We start from the raw sequence: 17,711 nt of genomic DNA on the forward strand, positions 1-17,711 counted from the left end.
AAAATAGAATGAAATTTGCCTCTCTTATAATTTTTGAAATTGTTTGGGTAAAAATCCGGTTTGACTTTTAAACGTTCTGATAAAATGGCTTTGATCTGCAAAACCACACTGAAAACCTATTTCGGTCAAATTGATATTGTTGGAACCAATCAGCGAAAGCGAACGATTTATTTTAATCCTGCGCATGTATTCGCCTAAAGTACAGCCAAAATACTTGGGAAAATGTTTGGATATAGTGATAGGATTCAGGTTTAAAACCTGAGCAAGATCCTTTAAATTAGGGTTTTCATTCCAGCAATCGTTCAGTAATTCGTTGAGGCTTTTTACCCAATACGGACTTTTTTCAAATCGTTCTAAATGATTATTGGCATTGGATAACTGAGCAAACAACATATTAATTGTATCGCCGGAAAAAGCATCGGCAACCATTGATTCCTTAAATATTTTCAGAATCAGGAATTTAGTCAGCGTAGTATTCTGAATCGATTTTTCGATAGTAGCTTCAGAAATCTGAAGTTGTTTCAGGAGATCTTCTTCAATTTCGATATTAATATTTTTAGACGGAAAAAGCGTATCCTGATTCAAATGCAATTCGTCACTATGGTAAAATAATAACGAACCCGGACCAACAACTGTACTGGAATTTTTACGTTTTTCGGCAGTTCCGCCCTTCAGGAAAAGTGTAATGTGCGCGTTATTGTGCGAATGCCAGCCTTCGTAAACCTTTTGCTGATACTCGGTTTCAACAACTGCAATTCCCTGCGTGTTGTTGAAAATGTTTTTAGTATTGCCTAAGTATTTTTCTTTTTCCAGTTCGTACATTTTCCTGATGTATTGCGTGCCATTTCAGCGACTAAATTACTACATAATAAAGGAATATAAAAAGTGAAATGTTTTTGATTCTATGATAGTTAATGATTTTGCAGTATTTGTAAGGTTTTGTAGCTTAAAAAAAACATTTTGTAAAAATTAACGGTTAAAGTTTAGTTTTATTAACTGAAATTTAATTGTTTTGTAACAAATTGTAAATTACAAAGACTAATTTATCAAATCATTAAATATAAATTATGAATACATTTTCATTCAAATCAGTACTTGCTGCTTCGGTATTTTTTGTAGGCGCAACGAGTGGTTTTGCACAAGACATTTTAGTGAATTCACTAAAACTAAATGCAAGCGAAAAAAGTAAAGAAGCTTTTAAATTCACTGAGGTAATTAATTTAGGAACTACATCAGTAAAATTGCAAGGTTCGTCAGGAACATGCTGGAGTTATTCTACCAACTCTTTCCTGGAGTCAGAAATGATTCGTTTAGGAAAACAACCTGTAGAATTGTCTCAAATTTACTCGGCAAGAAACGTTTATGTTGAAAAAGGAATTAATTATGTTCGTATGCACGGAGCAGTTACTTTAGGTGACGGTGGTGCATTGCACGATGTAATTAATATGTACAAAAAATACGGAACCGTACCAAGAGAGGTCTACACTGGATTGAACTACGGAACTGATAAAAATAAATTTGGAGAAATGGCAGCGCTTATCGAAGGCGTTTTGACTGCTGTGGTTAAAAACCCAAATGGTGAATTGACGCCAAACTGGCAAAAAGCATACGCTGCAGTAATTGATTCGTATTTAGGCACTGTGCCGGAAAACTTTACTTATAAAGGAAAAAACTATACGCCTCAAACTTTTGCTAAGGAAGTAGTAGGAATTAATCCTGATGAATATGTTGAAATTTCATCGTTTACCAATGCGCCGTATTACCAAAAAACAACTATGATGGTGCCGGACAACTGGTCATTTGATCAGGTTTACAACGTGAAAGTAAATGATATGACAGATGTTATTGACAATGCTTTGAAAAAAGGATATACTGTAGCGTGGGCGACAGACGTGAGCGAGAAAAGCTTTAGCTGGAAAAATGGAGTAGCTTATGTACCAACAAAGAAATTTGACGATATGACGGCTGAAGAAAAGGCAGACATGTTTAACGGACCAAAAGCAGAACCTGAAATTACGGCTGAAATGCGCCAGACTGCATTTGATAATTACACAACGACAGACGATCACGGAATGCACATTATAGGTCTTGCAAAAGATCAAACCGGAAAAGAATATTACATTGTAAAAAATTCCTGGGGAGCAACAAACGACTACAAAGGTTTCTTGTTTGTAACCAAAAATTTCGTAAAATATAAAACTACTGCTTTACTAGTAAACAAAGGTGGAATTCCTACTGAGATTGCTAAGAAGTTGGGGGTTTAAGAGTTTGATTTTTTTTTATGATATGAAAAAGCGCTGCAAGTGATTGTGGCGCTTTTTCTATAGATTATAATTTAACAGTAGTTTTTTTTAACTTCTAAATTATTAAATATAATATATATCTTATTACATACCCTTCTTTGTCAGATTATTGTTAATATATAAAAAAACAATACCTCTGTTTTTTGTAAAAAAAATATTATTTTACAAAAAGTATTAATACAGAATAAATTAAATATATTTGATTTGGTACAAATTGAAAAAGCAGAATGAACAATATGAATATAGAACTTAAAACAGATCTCGGAAAATTAATAAAAGGAAATTCTATAGAGCTTTTAAGTAAGGAATTAAGAGAGAGTTTGAAAGGTAAAGTCAATCTAATTATTACATCACCTCCCTTTCCGTTAAATAATAAAAAACAATATGGAAATGAAAAAGGAGATGAATATTTAAAATGGTTTATAGACATGGCTCCTGTTTTTTCAGATTTGCTTGCAGATGATGGTTCGTTGGTTATTGAAATAGGAAATTCTTGGGAACCAGATAGACCAATACAATCAATTTTGCATTTAGAGTGTTTATTTGGTTTAGTGAAACATCCAACAGGTAATTTAAGACTTATACAAGAATTTATATGTTATAATCCTTCAAAATTGCCTTCTCCAGCACAATGGGTAACAGTTAATAGATGGAGAACGGTTGATAGCTATACACATGTTTGGTGGTTAGCAAAATCTGATTTTCCTAAAGCAGATAATCTTAAAGTCCTAAGGCCTTATAGTAAGAGTATGCAAAAATTATTAGCTAAACAGAAGTATAATGCTGGCAAAAGACCTTCAGAGCATAATATTAGCAAAACTGGTTTTTTAAAGGATAATGGAGGAAGTATTTCTCATAATTTTTTTGAAATGGAGCAATTAGATCCTGATAGAGAAGTAAGATTACCACATAGTGTTTTAAGTTTTTCAAATACAACCTCAAATGATTATTTCCTAAAAACATGTAGGAAAGAAGGCATAAATCCTCATCCTGCGAGAATGTCGGGAGGATTAGTAAATTTTTTTATTGAATTTTTGACTGATCAGGGAGATTTAATTCTTGATCCTTTTGGGGGAAGCAACACAACAGGATATTGTGCTGAGATACTTAAAAGGAATTGGTTGTCATTTGAAATAAAAGAAGAATATATTAAACAAGCTGTTATAAGACATAGTAATCCTGAATTAATTCCGTAAAAATAATAATATGGAGGATTTTAGACAAGCATTAGAAAACATAGCAAAAACTGATATTTTTGAGGTTGCACAAGATTCAAAGAATTTCATTGGCAATCCTTTTAAAATTGATTATGACAAGACAAGTATTCTTACTTGCGATGATTGGAAACATAACGTTGGTGGAATTGCACAAGGTTGCTTTTTATTAGCATTTTACGAAAATGATTTTGGAGGACAAGAAGTTCATGAAGCAATATTACTTAGAGCGCTTAAGCCTTGTTCGATACCTAGTGATAACAATGTTATTAGCTCTAGAATTGAATATTTCAAAGAAGAATTAAAAACATCTGGACAAGATAGACAAATAGATTCATTTACTAGATTTGAATTCAGTTGCTCTGGACTAGAATGCTCTATACTTGGGACGTTTTACAAAAATTCTAATGGTAATATAGAATTCGGTGCCGATATTGAAAATTTTTACTCTCCCCATTTATATAAAGTATATAAACCATCGGGAAAATATCTAAGATTTATTGCAAATTTGAGGGACACAGACGGTCCGTTAATGCCTGATTCTAATTTTCAAATAGGAACGGTTCGATATAGTTCAACTAGGCAAAATTTATTAATGGAAAATAATAAAAATGAAGAAGTTCTTATGCATACTAAAGATATTTTAGGTAAGAGAACTGCCTTGTTTGGAATGACTAGAACTGGTAAATCGAATACTGTAAAAAAATTAATTGATGCAACAGTTTTAATATCTCAAAAAGCTCCATTAGTCCTTCAAAAGTCAAATGAAAATTTTGATGAAAATTCTAAAGCTTTTAATGATAAAGAGCAACCTAAATATCCTGTTGGTCAATTGATATTTGATATAAATGGAGAATATGCTAATAAAAATCTACAAGATGGGACTGCAATTTTTGAAAAATATACACCCATCACTAAAAGATATAGCATCCTTGAAAAAAAAGAAAAAGGCTTTGAAATTATGAAAGTAAATTTTTATAGTGATGTTCAGACTGGGTTTGAATATATTCTTCAATTCTTAAATGAAGATAACACTATTTATCTAGGAGGTTTCAAAGTTATCGATTTTACCAGACCTCAAGATGATGATTTTAATGGATGGAATATTTACAATAAACATAAATCAATTTACTTCTGTTGTTTACAAAAGGCAGGATTTGATGTGCCCCATGATTTAAAAGTTAAAATCAAATCAAATGCCGAAATTGACTCGTTAATTGCAGAAACAGACAAAAAATTAGATGTTTCAAAAGAATTGACATTAAGTGAAGCATATTATTTTTGGGAGATAGTATGGAAAAATAGAAATCACGAATGTTTTGCAAGATTAAAAAAAACTAATAAAGGAAAAGAATGGCTAACGGAGGAAATTAAATCATTACTTGTAATGTTATTTCAAAAAACGGAATCAGGAGCTCAAGTTGGAGGATATCAGAAATTAAAAATTGCATCAAAACTTCATACAAGTACAACTAATGCATCTTTCCAAGTAGATATAACAAATTATTTAAGACTTGGAAATATCGTAATTGTTGATTTATCACAAGGAAATCCACAGGTACAAAAAATTTTTTCGGAGAAGATATGTCAAAACATTTTTAATAAATCAATGGAAAGTTTTATTGAGGCTAAACCAAATAATTTTATTCAATTTTATTTTGAAGAGGCTCATAATTTATTTCCTAAAAAAGATGACAAAGATTTGAGTTTAATCTATAATAGAATTGCAAAAGAAGGTGCAAAACTTAATTTGGGAATGATTTACGCCACTCAAGAAGTTAGTTCAATAAGTTCAAATATTTTAAAAAATACTCAAAACTGGTTCATTTCACATCTTAATAATGATGATGAAGTTAGAGAGCTTCGTAAATTTTATGATTTTAGTGATTTTGCAGATTCACTAATAAGATTTAGTCCAAAAAACGATAAAGGATTTGTAAGAATGAAAACTTATTCCAATCCATTTGTTGTTCCTGTTCAAATTGATCTTTTTAAATAAAATAATATGTCTGACAATTACAGCGGAGGAGGTTTTGAAAGGGGAAGTCGAATTTCTCACAGTTATATTATTAATGACGATGAAGTAAAAGAGTACCTTAATAATTGTGCTATTCCTGTCGATTTTGAAAATATTGAACTTGATGAAAGTTTAAAGCATAAAATAATTTATCCCTCAGTAAATCCAATAGAATATATTGTTGCTGTTGATGGAGAAAATGTAACAATTCCAGTTAGAAAATCTTTTCCTTCTTCACTAATTACTTTTTTCCAATTCGGTTCATTGCTAATACAAAGTTCACATCTTGATGAAATGAATAAAAAACCTTTTATTTCGCCATCTGATATTAAAGAACTTAAAAAGATAAAGAGAGAAAAACTTGTTTTGCCTACAAAGAATGTTTCACTAAAAAAAGATATTGATTTTAAAACAAGTGTTAGAAATGCAGTACATGATTTTTTTAAAAAAAAGCATTCTGGTAAAACTTCAATGCTTGAAACTATTTATTGGTTCATTTTTGAAACATATAATTTAAATTCGCTAAAGACAGAATATAAACTTTCTCAGTGTCCACATTGTGGAACAAATGGAATTGTATTAGAAAAAAGCAAGTTAAATTTTTTGAATTTTTCTTGGGAATGCACACACCCAAAATGTAAAAAGGAAATTCTAATTACGGATATCTTTAGATTATTTGAAAAAATTGATAATGAAACAGGCTCAGAAGGAATTATAACTTATTTAGGAAGTACGATAGAAACATTCTTTATAATTCATACAATTAAAAGCCTTCTTGAAATTGAAAAGGGACTTGTTAATAGATTTCTTTTTGTTAAAGATGGACCTTTAAGTTTTAGTGGTGAAACTGCAAATATGCATAAGCCTATGCAAGCCTTATTAAATCATTTAAAGGTAACGGATAAGATAAATTTAGTTGGTGTTGAAAATTCAGGACCTTTTGTTGATCATGCAAAACAAATAAAAGATAAGCTTGATCCTGGTGAATTGTTTTTATTAAATAATACTCATATTTATAATTATATTCAGGTAGGGAATCATAAAGAACAACAATATGGAAGTACATCATATTATAGTGGAAAAATGATATACAAAACCCCTGATCAAAGAATTTATGTTTTGACAGTTCCCGTTGAAAATCATAATACATATTATGCAAGACCCCAATTAAATGATTTGACGAATATAGAAGAAATTTTAATGAATATTGACAAATTAAGATGTGATATCTATGAGAATGCAATTATTCCTGTAGCTCTTGCAAATAAATTAATTTCTTTATCAAATCATCCAAGCTTCGAAATACTTGAAAAATTTGCTAAAAAACACTTAGGATAAATGATTAAAATTGATAAAGGTAATATTCCTGATTTTCTTAATTCTGACACCGTTTCTCTAGCAATAGAAAAACTTCAGGAATTTTACGGAATGAAAAATAGAGGTCAAAAAAGATATGATTTTTCTTTTAATTCAGCGGTAGACCATTCGGTTGAAGGAATTTTATATAACATTTTTAATGGTAAATGTGGGTACTGCGAAAATAGTATTTCAGGATTCTCACAAGGGGTAGTTGATCGCTTCAGACCATACAATGGAGTTAGAGATAAAGAAACATATATGCCAGATTTGTACTGGTGGCTAGTATATGATTGGACAAATTTAGTTTATTCTTGTAAAGAATGTTGCAATTATAAAGCTAATTACTTTCCTATTAGTGGAATAAGAGCAAAAGCTAGGAGTTTCAATCTAAAAGAAGAAAAAAAATTATTAATAAATCCTTGCGAAGATTCTCCAGATGAACATTTTTTATATTCCGAAGATGGAATGATTTTTCCTATTACGGAGGAAGGGAATCAAACAATTGAATTACTTAGATTAAATAGAACAAATTTATGTAAATTGAGATTAGAAGCTCGAAAAGAGGTTCTAAATTTAATTTATGAAATTAATGAACATGGGGCTAGTATTATTCGAAATGAAATTGTTTATCTGAAAGAAATTTATAATGGAAACGCTGCAATAGATTTTTTAGCATATAAGAAATGGTGTCTCTTAGAGCAGATTGAGAAATTCCCAATATTGATAAGATACTTGGATTTAGAGGATTTTCCATTTCAAGAAGGAATAACAGAGTTGGAGGATTATAAAGCAAAAAAAGATATTACAATAAGAAATTCAACACCGAAAATTCAAAGTGACTATTTTCCAATTGAATATGTAGAAATTTTAAATTTTAAGGGAATTTCAAATTTAAGGATAGATTTTAAAGCTGATAGTATTGATAAAAAATCTTGGTTATTTCTTTTAGGAGAAAATGGAGTTGGAAAAAGCTCTATTTTACAGGCAATAGCACTAGGTTTAAAAGCCGATAAGCCTATTCTACCTAATATACAAGATTTAATTAAAAAAGGAAAGACAAAGGCTATAATAACTATTAAGGAGCGAGACAATGATAATATAATAACAACTGTATTAGACAGAAAAGCCAAATCTATAACTCAATCAGGGGAATTCAACTCTTTTTTAATTGGATATGGTTCTTTAAGGCTTTCAATCGAGGAAAATACTTTAGAAACTGAAAGGGATTTAAGCAAGATTAGTTATGAGAATATATTTAAACCTGTTCTACCCTTAAATAATGTCACACAATGGTTAAAAGAAATACATAGAAATAGACCTAATTTATTTGATAGAGTTGCTTACTCAATAAAACAGTTACTTCCACATGATTTTGTTAATAATGAGCTTACAATTAATAGGGGTAAGATAATGTTTAAAAATTCAGAAAAGAATTTTTCTGAATTGAGCGATGGTTTTAAAAGTACAATTATTTTAGCAGTAGATATCATGATGAAATTATCTACTGCAAATGCAGATATGGACAAGATGTCTGGAGTTGTGTTAATTGATGAGCTTGGAAACCAACTACATCCAAGATGGCAAATGAGGATCGTAAAGCAATTAAGAATAGTTTTTCCAAATATAAACTTTATTATTTCGACCCATCATCCTTTATGTCTTAGAGGTTCTGAGCATTCAGAAATTGTTCTATTAAAAAATCTTGAAGATAATATCAATATAACAACAAATCTTCCAGACATAGCTTCACTTAGGGTGGATCAAATTTTATCATCTGAATTTTTTGGTTTAAGTAGCTTAATTGATCCAGAATTAGAGGCGAAATTTAATAGATACTATTTCTTATTAAGTAAGGAAAAAAATATTAATTCTGAGGAAGCAAGTGAGCTAAGAGAGTTAAAAGACACGTTAAGAGACAAAAACCAATTAGGTTCTTCACTTAGAGATGAATTGATGTACACAGTGATAGATAAATTACTGGCTCAGGAAGTTTTATTCGATAAGACTCCAATAAACCGTCAAGAACTTAAGGAAAAAGCTGTTACACGTGTAAAAGAAATCTGGGATAGACTTAATAAAATTAATAATGATTAAGGTTGAAAGAGTTGATTGTCCTAATTTATTGAAATGGAATGAAATTCCACAAAAGGAAGGTGAGATAGAAACAAGAGATTCTATATTATTTTTTAATGATATTTCTAACCATAATTCAAAATATCAGAAAATGGGGATTAGGGGGGCTAGAATAAAAGAATCTTATTCTGCTTATTCTGATAAAACAGTTAGAAAAGTATTAAAAGAAATGTTTAATGGAAAATGTGCCTATTGTGAAAGTAAAATTTCAGCAATCTATAATGGAGATATTGAGCATTTTAGACCCAAAGGAGGATACAATGATATGTCAGGTCAGCCTTTGATAAATCCGGGCTATTACTGGTTAGCTTCTGAATGGGAAAATCTTTTATTTGCATGTCCTTTTTGCAATCAAACGAATACTCAAGAAATATTTGATGGTATAAACACAAGAGAGGTCGTACAGGGAAAATTAAATCAATTTCCTTTACTAACAAATACTTACAGATTAAATTATAATGATGGGAATAATTATATAAACGACAAAAGTGAATATGAAAAAGCATTTAATTTAGAGGAGTCTGAAAGATTGTTATTGAAGCCATGTACAGATATTGATGTCGAAAAACATTTTAAATATGATGATTTAGGCTTAATATACAAAAATGCTGGTTTAAATAGCTTAGAAGAAAATAGGGCCGAGACCTCAATTAAAGTTTATGCATTACAAAGACTCGGATTAATACAAACAAGAAAAGAAAAAGTCATACAAATTAAGGCGCAAATTAGACGTGTCGAGCAAGCTCTATTAAATTATAATAAATATTTAGATAAATCTGAAGAGGAGAATATTTGGTTTGAAGGAATATTAAGAGATGAAATGAAAATATTAAAAGCTTTTAAAAACTCAGATCAGGAATATGCCGGCTTAGCCAGGTATATCATTGAGAAGTATTTTAATGCCTTTATAATCTAAATATCTGTAGAATTATTTTGTAACAAAGAAGTAATTCTTGATTAAAATTATTCAATTTCAAAAAAGAAGATCTTACTTCCCTTTCAACAACTTCTCCAAATATTCAACCTTCTCTTTCTCAGCCAAAACCAAACGTTCAAAAAGTTCGACCATTTTATCAAGCGGATTGAAATTACAACTATACGCATTTCCATTAACAACATTGCTGTCGTTATAAGTATTTCCAATAATATTTAAAACCGCTTCTTCAGAGAAATTCTTAATTCCTTCAACAGACACGCCTAAAACTTCAGCAATTGCTTTAAGTTTTTCTTCATCGATGGTTTCACTGTTTTCAATAGCAGAAACGGTTTGCTGGCTCGTTCCTAAAGCCTGAGCTAATGCTTCCTGCTTCATATCACGGAGTTCACGAATACGGCTTATTTTTCGCCCTATATGATTTGGTTTTGTTAATGTGCTCATAATTCAAAGATATTCAAAATTCTTGAGAAAATTATTGGTGGGGTAAAATACGGGGTTTATCTGTATGATACTTTTTTTGTGATTCTGTTATTGAATCATTCAAGTTGCTTTAAATGATTCAATAATAATGGCGACTCAAAAAGTATAATCCCTACGGGATATTCTAATGTGTGTCTTGTATTAATTCTACCAATATTTAACTCCTAACGGAGTAAAAAAGATATCTCGGAGAGATTACATATTGGTAGAAATAAAATTTATTACGTGTTATTTTTTGTCCCTTAGGGACTACACTTTATTAATTATATAAATGTCAATCAAAAATACAATTTTTAGTATTTGTTTTAAGGTAAACTATATTCGTTTCTTAACAAATTTCAAGAGCCGTTTCAAGTTTACTTATCATTTCTAAAGTTAGATCTTGCTGTCCTTTAAGAATGTTGTTCAATTGATGTGTTGAAATATTCATTTTTTGGGCAAGATCTTTTTTCGACCAGCCTTTTGCGTTCAAAACTTCTAAAACATTTACAGCTGGCATTGTCGCTTTATCCAACCAATCTTTATTGGCTTTATAATAGGAGAACTTATCTAAGAAGCCTGACTGTTCATTAGAAACTAGTTTTTCGAAATTTTCTAGATTTTTGGATTTCATTTTTTAAAGATTTGAAATTTGCCTGTCTTTGTCGAGTTTCTTGCGAAGATTTCTCCTTAAGTCGAAATGACAAGAAACCCCTCAGAAAACTCAAAATTCATAAATCTAAATCAATAAAAAGCTTTGCGAACTTTGACTTTATATAAAGCTTAATACTAAAAAAACTTTGCGCACTTTGCGGTTAAATTTTTCCTGTTCAGATTATCTTGTCTTTTTGCCTAATATCCAGGGAAATAAAGCCAAAAAAAAATACCACTTACAATTTGTAAGTGGTATTTAATAAGCTCCCTCTCTTGGGCTCGAACCAAGGACCCTCTGATTAACAGTCAGATGCTCTAACCAACTGAGCTAAGAAGGAATCACCTTAAAGGTAAATATGTTTGCTAAAAAAAGTTGCTCCCCCTCTTGGGCTCGAACCAAGGACCCTCTGATTAACAGTCAGATGCTCTAACCAACTGAGCTAAGGAGGAAGTTGTTGCTCTTTTTAGCGAGTGCAAATATAGAGGATTTTTTAGTTTCGCAAAAATATTTTGACACTTTTTATAATTTTTTTTTACTTGCCTACAATTGCCTTGTAAATATCGTTTCCGTTAGCAAACAGTAGTAGTGCTATAAGTAAAACGAAACCAACCATTTGTGCATTCTCTAGGAATTTATCACTAGGTTTTTTACCACTAATAATTTCGTATAATAAAAACATCACATGACCACCATCAAGCGCCGGAATTGGCAATAAATTCATAACTCCAAGCATAATTGACAATAAAGCGGTGATTGACCAGAAAACTTCCCAGCTCCAAGAACTAGGGAAAATGTTAAAAATCGCTGCAAAACCACCTACTTGTTTGTATGCTTTAGTTTCTGGATTAAAAATCATTTTAAGCTGTTTTCCGTAACCTATTAATTGATCCTTACCTTTTGTTAGTCCAACCGGGATTGATTCAAAGAAACTGTAGTTTTTAGTGCTTACTTTATAATAACCTAGTTTTTCTAAAGATTCAATATTTAGACTACCAACACCAACACCTAATTTTCCAGCATTAGAAACTTTAACTGTAACAGGTATTTGTTTAAAATCACGTAAAACAACAGCAGGAATAGTTTTTCCTTTATTGCTTTCTAAAATAGTTTTAACCTGATCAAAATATTTTGCTTCCTGACCATTAAGGCTAATAAATAAATCTTTTGGTTTTAAACCTGTATTTCCAGATTCAGGCGTAACACTAGCTACTGCAAAAGGAATTCTCATGTCGACAAGAGGAGCTTTTTTCTGTTTTGATAACTGATCAACAAAATCAGTAGGCATTTTGATAGTTTGTTGTTGTCCGTTTCTTTCAATCAAAACTTCTTTAGCCATGATAATTTTCATGTTGATATCGTTATCGAAATTTTCGATTTTTTGTCCGTCAACGCCTAAAAATTTATCACCGGTTTTAAAACCAGCTTTAATCATTGCAGGATTATCAACTAAAACACCATCTTTTAAATCAGCATTCGCCACATACGTATCACCATAAGCAAACGCCATACCTATATATATGATAAAAGCCAGAATAAAGTTTACCGTAACTCCGCCTAACATAATAATTAAACGTTGCCACGCTGGCTTAGAACGAAATTCCCACGGTTGAGGTGGTAAAGCCATTTGTTCTTTGTCCATGCTTTCGTCGATCATTCCGGAAATTTTTACATAACCCCCAAGAGGTAACCAACCAATTCCGTATTCTGTTTCTCCAATTTTCTTTTTTAACAGAGAATATTTAACATCAAAAAATAAGTAAAATTTTTCGACTCTTGTTTTAAATAATTTTGCGGGGATAAAATGCCCTAATTCATGAAGAATAATAAGTAAAGATAAACTCAATAGAAATTGAGAGAGTTTGATAACTATATCCATTTTGTATTTTTAGTTCGTAATTAACGCACAAAAGTAGCGTTTTCTGATTTAATTTAATACCGCAAGATAATACTTAAGGTTTTAAATGTTTGTTAATAATTGGCCTTACTTTAATAAATTAAGTACAACTTGTTTTTGTTTCTCCTTATTAGTAACTCATTCTGTACTAATGTTACACTTATCTTATTCTATTACTATTAAAACTTATAAAGGTAGTTTACTGATTATATCTGCTTTAATTTCATTTTTTATTAAAAAACGACGGTATTCATAAATTGTTAACATAACCAACTGTGGATTCTTAATAAAGTATTCTTTCTATTAATTTTTAAACCTCCTACTATGAATTTCATTAAACAAATCGAAAGGATTAAAAAAATGCATAAGTTAATTTGCGCTGAAAAAACGGGTACACCAACTGCTTTTGCAAGGAAATTATGTCTAAGCAGAAGCCAGCTTTATAATGTGTTGGAAGTGATAAAAGAACTTGATGGACCATTAAAGTACTGTAAAAAAAGAGAAAGTTTTTATTACGAAACCTCTTTCGACTTAATATTAAATTATTCTCTCAGGATAATTAAAGACGACGAAGCCAAAGAAATTTTTGGAGGTTCTAACTTCTGTCCAATTTTATTAGACGGAACTCTCATAAGTTTGCTGTAACAAAAAAGTTCTCGAGAAAATAATTTGTTGAATTTATTAATTAACATTTTAAAAATTAAAATTATGAATTTAGAAATAGTAAATTTTGAAGAATTAGGTTTGGTTGAATTAAATGCGCAAGAGTTGCAAGAAATAGAAGGTGGTATATGGCCTTTACTTCTTCTAGGCTATTTATTATGGACAACACCCGCATACTAACAAATCTCAGCAGGGTTTTAAAACCCTGCTTTCTTAAAGTTTTAAATGAATATTATAATTAAAAATGATAAAAATTTTAAAATATTTAATACTAATTAGGTTTAGAAAAATATTGCCAAAAGACGATTATGTAGCAATTGGTTTATTTTTACTTTTTTATGTTGGGGTCTTTTATTTTTTAAACAAATTATTTCCGCAATACCCTTATTTGTTTTTATTTTCAAGTGTTGAATTAATCATTTATCATCGAAACAGAGAAGATCTTGATTTATTAAAATTTGGTAAAAATTTTAAAATTTTACTTTTCATTGAGTATTTAATTTATAGTTTTCCTTTTATTCTTATTTATTTACTAAACAAGAGATGGGATATTTTGTTAATTCACATTTCTACCCTAATGCTATTAATAGTAATAAAAAAAAGAGATTTTAAAATTATTAGTTATCCATTTAAATTGTTTGACCCATTTTGGCATATTTGTTTTAGAAAAGACAAGCTTCTTATTTTTATTCCATTGGTCATCTTTCTTAATATATTAGGAAATGAATATCATAATGAGAATTTGAATATCTCTACATTATTGATTATCACTATTATTGTTTGCTTGCCATCCTTTAAGAGAGAGAAATTAATTTATTTAAAAGTAAGCCCGTTTGATTCAAAAACATATCTCAGAAAACAAATTCAAGTTGGATTATTAAATACTTCTATGATAAGTTTTGTCTTATTGGTGTGTTTGATTCTTTTTAAACAGTGGAATTTATTATTGTTCATGCCTCTTGTTTTTATATTTTCTGTAGTAAGTGTTTTGTTTAAGTATTCTTTTTTTAGCAATCCTTTATTGCAGCAGATATTTTTTATCTTTTTTATTGGAACGGCGCAATTTGGTTTGCCCTTTTTAATGATACCTTTTTTATACTATAAGTCAGTAAAAACAATAAACGAAGTAAACAATGTTAAAAATTAATATAATAAAAAAGACTTTTGGTAATAAAACTATTTTGGAGAATATTGATTTTACCATCTCAATGAACGGAATTTATGGCGTAGTTGGAAAAAATGGAGAAGGAAAAACTACTTTCTTTAAATGCATAACTAACCTTACTAACTTTAGTGGAGATATATCTTATGATAATTTGCCTATAAAAAATAATGAAATTGCATTTTTCCCTACAGAAGTACCATTATATGATGAACTGACAGCAAGGGAATTTTCTAATTTTTATAAAGAATTATTGAATCTAAAAGGCAATAATAAAATCAATCTTTTTGATGTTCCCCAAGATAAACTCATTAAAACTTTTTCAACAGGAATGAAAAAGAAAGCATATATGAACGCTGTTTTTCAAAAAGAATATGCAATTTATATTTTCGATGAACCTTTCAACGGACTTGATTTAGAGTCTAATTATATTTTGATGAATTATATACGACAATTATCTAAAACTAGTATTGTTTTTATTTCGTCGCATATTCTTGAAATACTTTATAAAGATTGCGACAGTATTTTTTTAATAAATAGCGCTATGATAAAGAAGTTTGAAAAATGTAGATATGATGAAATTGAAAGGGAATTATTTTCAAAATAAAAAATCACAATTAATAGTTCCGTCCAAATTATTAGACGGAACTATGATAAGTTTGCTGTAACGAAAACGTTCTCGAGAAAAATGATTTTGTTTAATTTATTAATTAACATTTAAAATATTAAAATTATGAATTTAGAAGATTTAAATTTAGTTGAGCTTAATGCCCAGGAAATAAATGAAGTTAATGGTGGAGAACTTTTTACATTTATTGGGCTTGGTATAATAATTATTGGAGTTGGTTTGATATCGAATAATAACGGCAAAAAAGTTAATGGCCCTGGTGGAAATGGGAATGAGATGGGTTATTATAATGGCGGTTTAATTACAAATGCAATGTTTTAATTTATTAATGAGTCTTGACTTGGTTCAAGACTCATTTTAAATTTCAATATCAACAAAAAAAGACATCATTTAAAAGGAAAAAACAATAAATTATTCAAATCCAGTTTTAACCTAGATATAAAAAAACTAATTCAAACAATATGAAAAATTATTTACTACAATCAATTAAATTTTCAATTTTTTCTCTAATTATATTTTCAATTTTTTCATGTGGTTTAAAGCCAATACCCTCTGAATATTCTTTTGTTAAAAACGCATCTGAAACTTTAGAATTAAGTAAGCTTGGAAATGGAAAGGTACTTATTTATAACGGGGCAGATATTTTACATAAAATTGATAATACTTCAAGATTAAATATTTGGATTGATGATAAACCTTTAGGGCAGTTAAGAGCAAGCGAGTATGTAATCATAGAACTTGAAAAAAGTAAACATACATTCAAAGTATTGCACCTGGATATGGTTAATATGAGAAGTATAAAGGAAATTGAAATTGATTCAAATACTAAAGTTATTAAAATCAAACCAAATCTTACTTCTAATAAATTGACACTAACAAATGAATTACCCAAAAATTTAGATAAATTTAGTTACGCTGAAAAAAGATAGAAGATTATTTATTTTTCAGCAATGTATTTTTCTTTTACAGTCTTAATTAAGTTGTTGATATAAAAATGAAAACTCTAATGATATATAATTAATATAAAGTATTTGATTTATAATTAGGAACTATAATTTAGTGTTTATGATTTATAGATTATTCAAATTAAGTGACATGATTAGTAAAAATTAAAATTAATTTAATTAGCCTTTATACGAAATTGCAGCTATGAAAAAACGTATCGTCTTCGTTACAACTATTTTATATTTTACGATTATTATTTTATCAAGAAAATATTCAGATAATCATTTTGTTTCTTTTATTTCAGGTATTTCTTGTGCTCTTGCTCTTGCTTTTTTTGTTTATATGATTGACAAAAAAAAGACATCATTTAAAAAGCAAAATTAAAGTATGAATTTCAGTTCAGATCCAGTAAACACAATTGAAAACCTTATATCTAAAAACAAAACCAAGAGTATATCAATTTACTTTGTAATTGTTTTAGGACTTATAGTTTTTCTAGCCTTATTACCTGTAATTAAAGTAGATATTAGTATAGACAAGCCTAATCAAACCAATATTCCTTCATTTCTTTAATTCACTTTAACCTCAAAAGAAATTGTATCATTAATAACCGACTTTCCTTTATCATTAAATTCATATTTAACGATAGCTCTTATTTTATTGATTCCCTTTTTGATTAGTATTTCTTTTATTTCAAGACCAGTTTGAGATGTTTTTTTGATTGTTCGATTCACTTTTGTATTATCAACGCCTTGATTTTCTATTTTAAGAGTACGTTTAGCATTTGGGATATTCGCTATTAAATAATGCTGTTTTAAAGTATCTCCAACTTTAAGATGTTGTTCAATTTTTGTTTTAAATTGTTCTTTGTTTGCGATTTTATATTGGTAAATTTCTATTAATGGTAAACCTTCGTAGCTTTTCATATTACCAAGTTCATCATAACGAATTAAAAAATCAAGTATTCCAAAATCATCATACATTAGATATTTCATAATCTTTCCATTTGGATAATTATACGTGCTTTCTTCTGTAATTTCAACATTTTTTCTATAATGAATTGATTTTATAATACCACTATCAAAGTAATAAATACTCTTTCCTTTTATGTGTCCATTTAAAAATCTCCCTTCGGCTATTTTATTGCCTTTTGTATTATATTGTTTAAACTCACCTTCAAAAACAGTGTCTCCATTTCTAATTATATATTGGAACACATCTCTTGTTGTTTTATCTGGATAATAACTTTTTATAGTATAAACTTTCTCTTTTTTAAAATAAAAATGTAACACTATCACAGCAATTACTATAGCCGGTATTAATAAATATTTCTTTTTCATTA

The 17,711-nt window shown here is 29.2% G+C and carries 18 protein-coding genes and 2 tRNA genes; 13 read left to right on the forward strand and 7 right to left on the reverse strand.

The features are described from left to right. Positions 1–24: 24 nt before the first annotated feature. Complete coding sequence (locus ACHRVX_RS08545) at positions 25–822, reverse strand: helix-turn-helix domain-containing protein (protein WP_395331218.1); 798 nt, start codon at positions 820–822, stop codon at positions 25–27. A 245-nt stretch (positions 823–1,067) separates the two neighbouring features. Between ACHRVX_RS08545 and ACHRVX_RS08550 the strand changes: the two genes are divergently transcribed. The 6 genes from ACHRVX_RS08550 (at position 1,068) to ACHRVX_RS08575 (ending at position 9,942) form a co-directional block, all read left to right on the forward strand. After that, positions 1,068–2,264 (forward strand): aminopeptidase C, encoded by a 1,197-nt coding sequence (locus tag ACHRVX_RS08550; RefSeq protein WP_395331220.1) that lies wholly within the window; start codon positions 1,068–1,070, stop codon positions 2,262–2,264. A 275-nt stretch (positions 2,265–2,539) separates the two neighbouring features. Further along, positions 2,540–3,499 (forward strand): DNA-methyltransferase, encoded by a 960-nt coding sequence (locus tag ACHRVX_RS08555; RefSeq protein ID WP_395331222.1) that lies wholly within the window; start codon positions 2,540–2,542, stop codon positions 3,497–3,499. Between the two features lie 10 nt (positions 3,500–3,509). After that, a complete protein-coding gene (locus tag ACHRVX_RS08560; protein WP_395331224.1) occupies positions 3,510–5,516 on the forward strand; it encodes an ATP-binding protein in 2,007 nt (668 codons plus the stop codon). 6 nt (positions 5,517–5,522) lie between these two features. Beyond that, complete coding sequence (locus ACHRVX_RS08565) at positions 5,523–6,872, forward strand: hypothetical protein (RefSeq protein ID WP_395331226.1); 1,350 nt, start codon at positions 5,523–5,525, stop codon at positions 6,870–6,872. Further along, complete coding sequence (locus ACHRVX_RS08570; RefSeq protein ID WP_395331228.1) at positions 6,873–8,987, forward strand: AAA family ATPase; 2,115 nt, start codon at positions 6,873–6,875, stop codon at positions 8,985–8,987. After that, positions 8,980–9,942, forward strand: coding sequence for a hypothetical protein (locus tag ACHRVX_RS08575; protein WP_395331230.1), 963 nt, complete (start codon positions 8,980–8,982; stop codon positions 9,940–9,942). Before ACHRVX_RS08570 ends, ACHRVX_RS08575 begins: the two co-directional genes overlap by 8 nt. Before the next feature lie 72 nt (positions 9,943–10,014). Here ACHRVX_RS08575 and ACHRVX_RS08580 read toward each other — a convergent pair whose 3' ends face one another. The 5 genes from ACHRVX_RS08580 to rseP form a co-directional block, all read right to left on the reverse strand. Continuing rightward, positions 10,015–10,404 (reverse strand): helix-turn-helix domain-containing protein, encoded by a 390-nt coding sequence (locus ACHRVX_RS08580; protein WP_395331232.1) that lies wholly within the window; start codon positions 10,402–10,404, stop codon positions 10,015–10,017. A 367-nt stretch (positions 10,405–10,771) separates the two neighbouring features. Next, complete coding sequence (locus ACHRVX_RS08585; protein ID WP_395331234.1) at positions 10,772–11,056, reverse strand: transcriptional regulator; 285 nt, start codon at positions 11,054–11,056, stop codon at positions 10,772–10,774. Positions 11,057–11,340: 284 nt separating this feature from the next. Further along, positions 11,341–11,414, reverse strand: a tRNA-Asn gene (locus ACHRVX_RS08590). Positions 11,415–11,452: 38 nt separating this feature from the next. Further along, a tRNA-Asn gene (locus ACHRVX_RS08595) sits at positions 11,453–11,526 on the reverse strand. Positions 11,527–11,609: 83 nt separating this feature from the next. Then, positions 11,610–12,953, reverse strand: a complete 1,344-nt coding sequence (gene rseP, locus ACHRVX_RS08600; RefSeq protein WP_395331236.1) for an RIP metalloprotease RseP — start codon at positions 12,951–12,953, stop codon at positions 11,610–11,612. Between the two features lie 342 nt (positions 12,954–13,295). Between rseP and ACHRVX_RS08605 the strand changes: the two genes are divergently transcribed. From ACHRVX_RS08605 to ACHRVX_RS08635, 7 genes are all read left to right on the forward strand, one after another. Next, complete coding sequence (locus ACHRVX_RS08605) at positions 13,296–13,616, forward strand: hypothetical protein (RefSeq protein ID WP_395331238.1); 321 nt, start codon at positions 13,296–13,298, stop codon at positions 13,614–13,616. 63 nt (positions 13,617–13,679) lie between these two features. After that, on the forward strand, positions 13,680–13,814 hold the full coding sequence (locus ACHRVX_RS08610; protein WP_395331240.1) for a class IIb bacteriocin, lactobin A/cerein 7B family: 135 nt from the start codon (positions 13,680–13,682) through the stop codon (positions 13,812–13,814). 64 nt (positions 13,815–13,878) lie between these two features. Continuing rightward, positions 13,879–14,781 (forward strand): hypothetical protein, encoded by a 903-nt coding sequence (locus tag ACHRVX_RS08615; RefSeq protein ID WP_395331242.1) that lies wholly within the window; start codon positions 13,879–13,881, stop codon positions 14,779–14,781. Next, positions 14,768–15,403, forward strand: coding sequence for an ATP-binding cassette domain-containing protein (locus ACHRVX_RS08620; RefSeq protein WP_395331244.1), 636 nt, complete (start codon positions 14,768–14,770; stop codon positions 15,401–15,403). The genes ACHRVX_RS08615 and ACHRVX_RS08620 overlap by 14 nt, the downstream gene beginning before the upstream one ends. 126 nt (positions 15,404–15,529) lie before the next feature. Continuing rightward, positions 15,530–15,745, forward strand: a complete 216-nt coding sequence (locus ACHRVX_RS08625; RefSeq protein WP_395331246.1) for a hypothetical protein — start codon at positions 15,530–15,532, stop codon at positions 15,743–15,745. A gap of 140 nt (positions 15,746–15,885) precedes the next feature. Next, positions 15,886–16,353: a hypothetical protein gene (locus ACHRVX_RS08630; RefSeq protein ID WP_395331249.1), complete on the forward strand. Its 468-nt coding sequence runs from the start codon at positions 15,886–15,888 to the stop codon at positions 16,351–16,353. A gap of 220 nt (positions 16,354–16,573) precedes the next feature. After that, the gene (locus tag ACHRVX_RS08635) at positions 16,574–16,753 is read left to right on the forward strand and encodes a hypothetical protein (protein ID WP_395331252.1); all 180 of its coding nucleotides are present in this window, start codon (positions 16,574–16,576) and stop codon (positions 16,751–16,753) included. A gap of 185 nt (positions 16,754–16,938) precedes the next feature. Here ACHRVX_RS08635 and ACHRVX_RS08640 read toward each other — a convergent pair whose 3' ends face one another. Beyond that, positions 16,939–17,709, reverse strand: a complete 771-nt coding sequence (locus ACHRVX_RS08640; protein ID WP_395331254.1) for a hypothetical protein — start codon at positions 17,707–17,709, stop codon at positions 16,939–16,941. Positions 17,710–17,711 lie beyond the last annotated feature (2 nt).

Source organism: Flavobacterium sp. FlaQc-47 (genome assembly GCF_044006475.1).
In the GTDB taxonomy this organism is placed as follows: Bacteria; Bacteroidota; Bacteroidia; order Flavobacteriales; family Flavobacteriaceae; genus Flavobacterium.

Excerpts from the sequence above, each read along its gene's own strand:
- ACHRVX_RS08545 (WP_395331218.1), bottom strand. The coding sequence starts at position 822 with ATGTACGAACTGGAAAAAGAAAAATACTTAGGCAATACTAAAAACATT.
- ACHRVX_RS08550 (WP_395331220.1), top strand. The coding sequence starts at position 1,068 with ATGAATACATTTTCATTCAAATCAGTACTTGCTGCTTCGGTATTTTTT.
- ACHRVX_RS08555 (WP_395331222.1), top strand. The coding sequence starts at position 2,540 with ATGAATATAGAACTTAAAACAGATCTCGGAAAATTAATAAAAGGAAAT.
- ACHRVX_RS08560 (WP_395331224.1), top strand. The coding sequence starts at position 3,510 with ATGGAGGATTTTAGACAAGCATTAGAAAACATAGCAAAAACTGATATT.
- ACHRVX_RS08565 (WP_395331226.1), top strand. The coding sequence starts at position 5,523 with ATGTCTGACAATTACAGCGGAGGAGGTTTTGAAAGGGGAAGTCGAATT.
- ACHRVX_RS08570 (WP_395331228.1), top strand. The coding sequence starts at position 6,873 with ATGATTAAAATTGATAAAGGTAATATTCCTGATTTTCTTAATTCTGAC.
- ACHRVX_RS08575 (WP_395331230.1), top strand. The coding sequence starts at position 8,980 with ATGATTAAGGTTGAAAGAGTTGATTGTCCTAATTTATTGAAATGGAAT.
- ACHRVX_RS08580 (WP_395331232.1), bottom strand. The coding sequence starts at position 10,404 with ATGAGCACATTAACAAAACCAAATCATATAGGGCGAAAAATAAGCCGT.
- ACHRVX_RS08585 (WP_395331234.1), bottom strand. The coding sequence starts at position 11,056 with ATGAAATCCAAAAATCTAGAAAATTTCGAAAAACTAGTTTCTAATGAA.
- rseP (WP_395331236.1), bottom strand. The coding sequence starts at position 12,953 with ATGGATATAGTTATCAAACTCTCTCAATTTCTATTGAGTTTATCTTTA.
- ACHRVX_RS08605 (WP_395331238.1), top strand. The coding sequence starts at position 13,296 with ATGAATTTCATTAAACAAATCGAAAGGATTAAAAAAATGCATAAGTTA.
- ACHRVX_RS08610 (WP_395331240.1), top strand. The coding sequence starts at position 13,680 with ATGAATTTAGAAATAGTAAATTTTGAAGAATTAGGTTTGGTTGAATTA.
- ACHRVX_RS08615 (WP_395331242.1), top strand. The coding sequence starts at position 13,879 with ATGATAAAAATTTTAAAATATTTAATACTAATTAGGTTTAGAAAAATA.
- ACHRVX_RS08620 (WP_395331244.1), top strand. The coding sequence starts at position 14,768 with ATGTTAAAAATTAATATAATAAAAAAGACTTTTGGTAATAAAACTATT.
- ACHRVX_RS08625 (WP_395331246.1), top strand. The coding sequence starts at position 15,530 with ATGAATTTAGAAGATTTAAATTTAGTTGAGCTTAATGCCCAGGAAATA.
- ACHRVX_RS08630 (WP_395331249.1), top strand. The coding sequence starts at position 15,886 with ATGAAAAATTATTTACTACAATCAATTAAATTTTCAATTTTTTCTCTA.
- ACHRVX_RS08635 (WP_395331252.1), top strand. The coding sequence starts at position 16,574 with ATGAAAAAACGTATCGTCTTCGTTACAACTATTTTATATTTTACGATT.
- ACHRVX_RS08640 (WP_395331254.1), bottom strand. The coding sequence starts at position 17,709 with ATGAAAAAGAAATATTTATTAATACCGGCTATAGTAATTGCTGTGATA.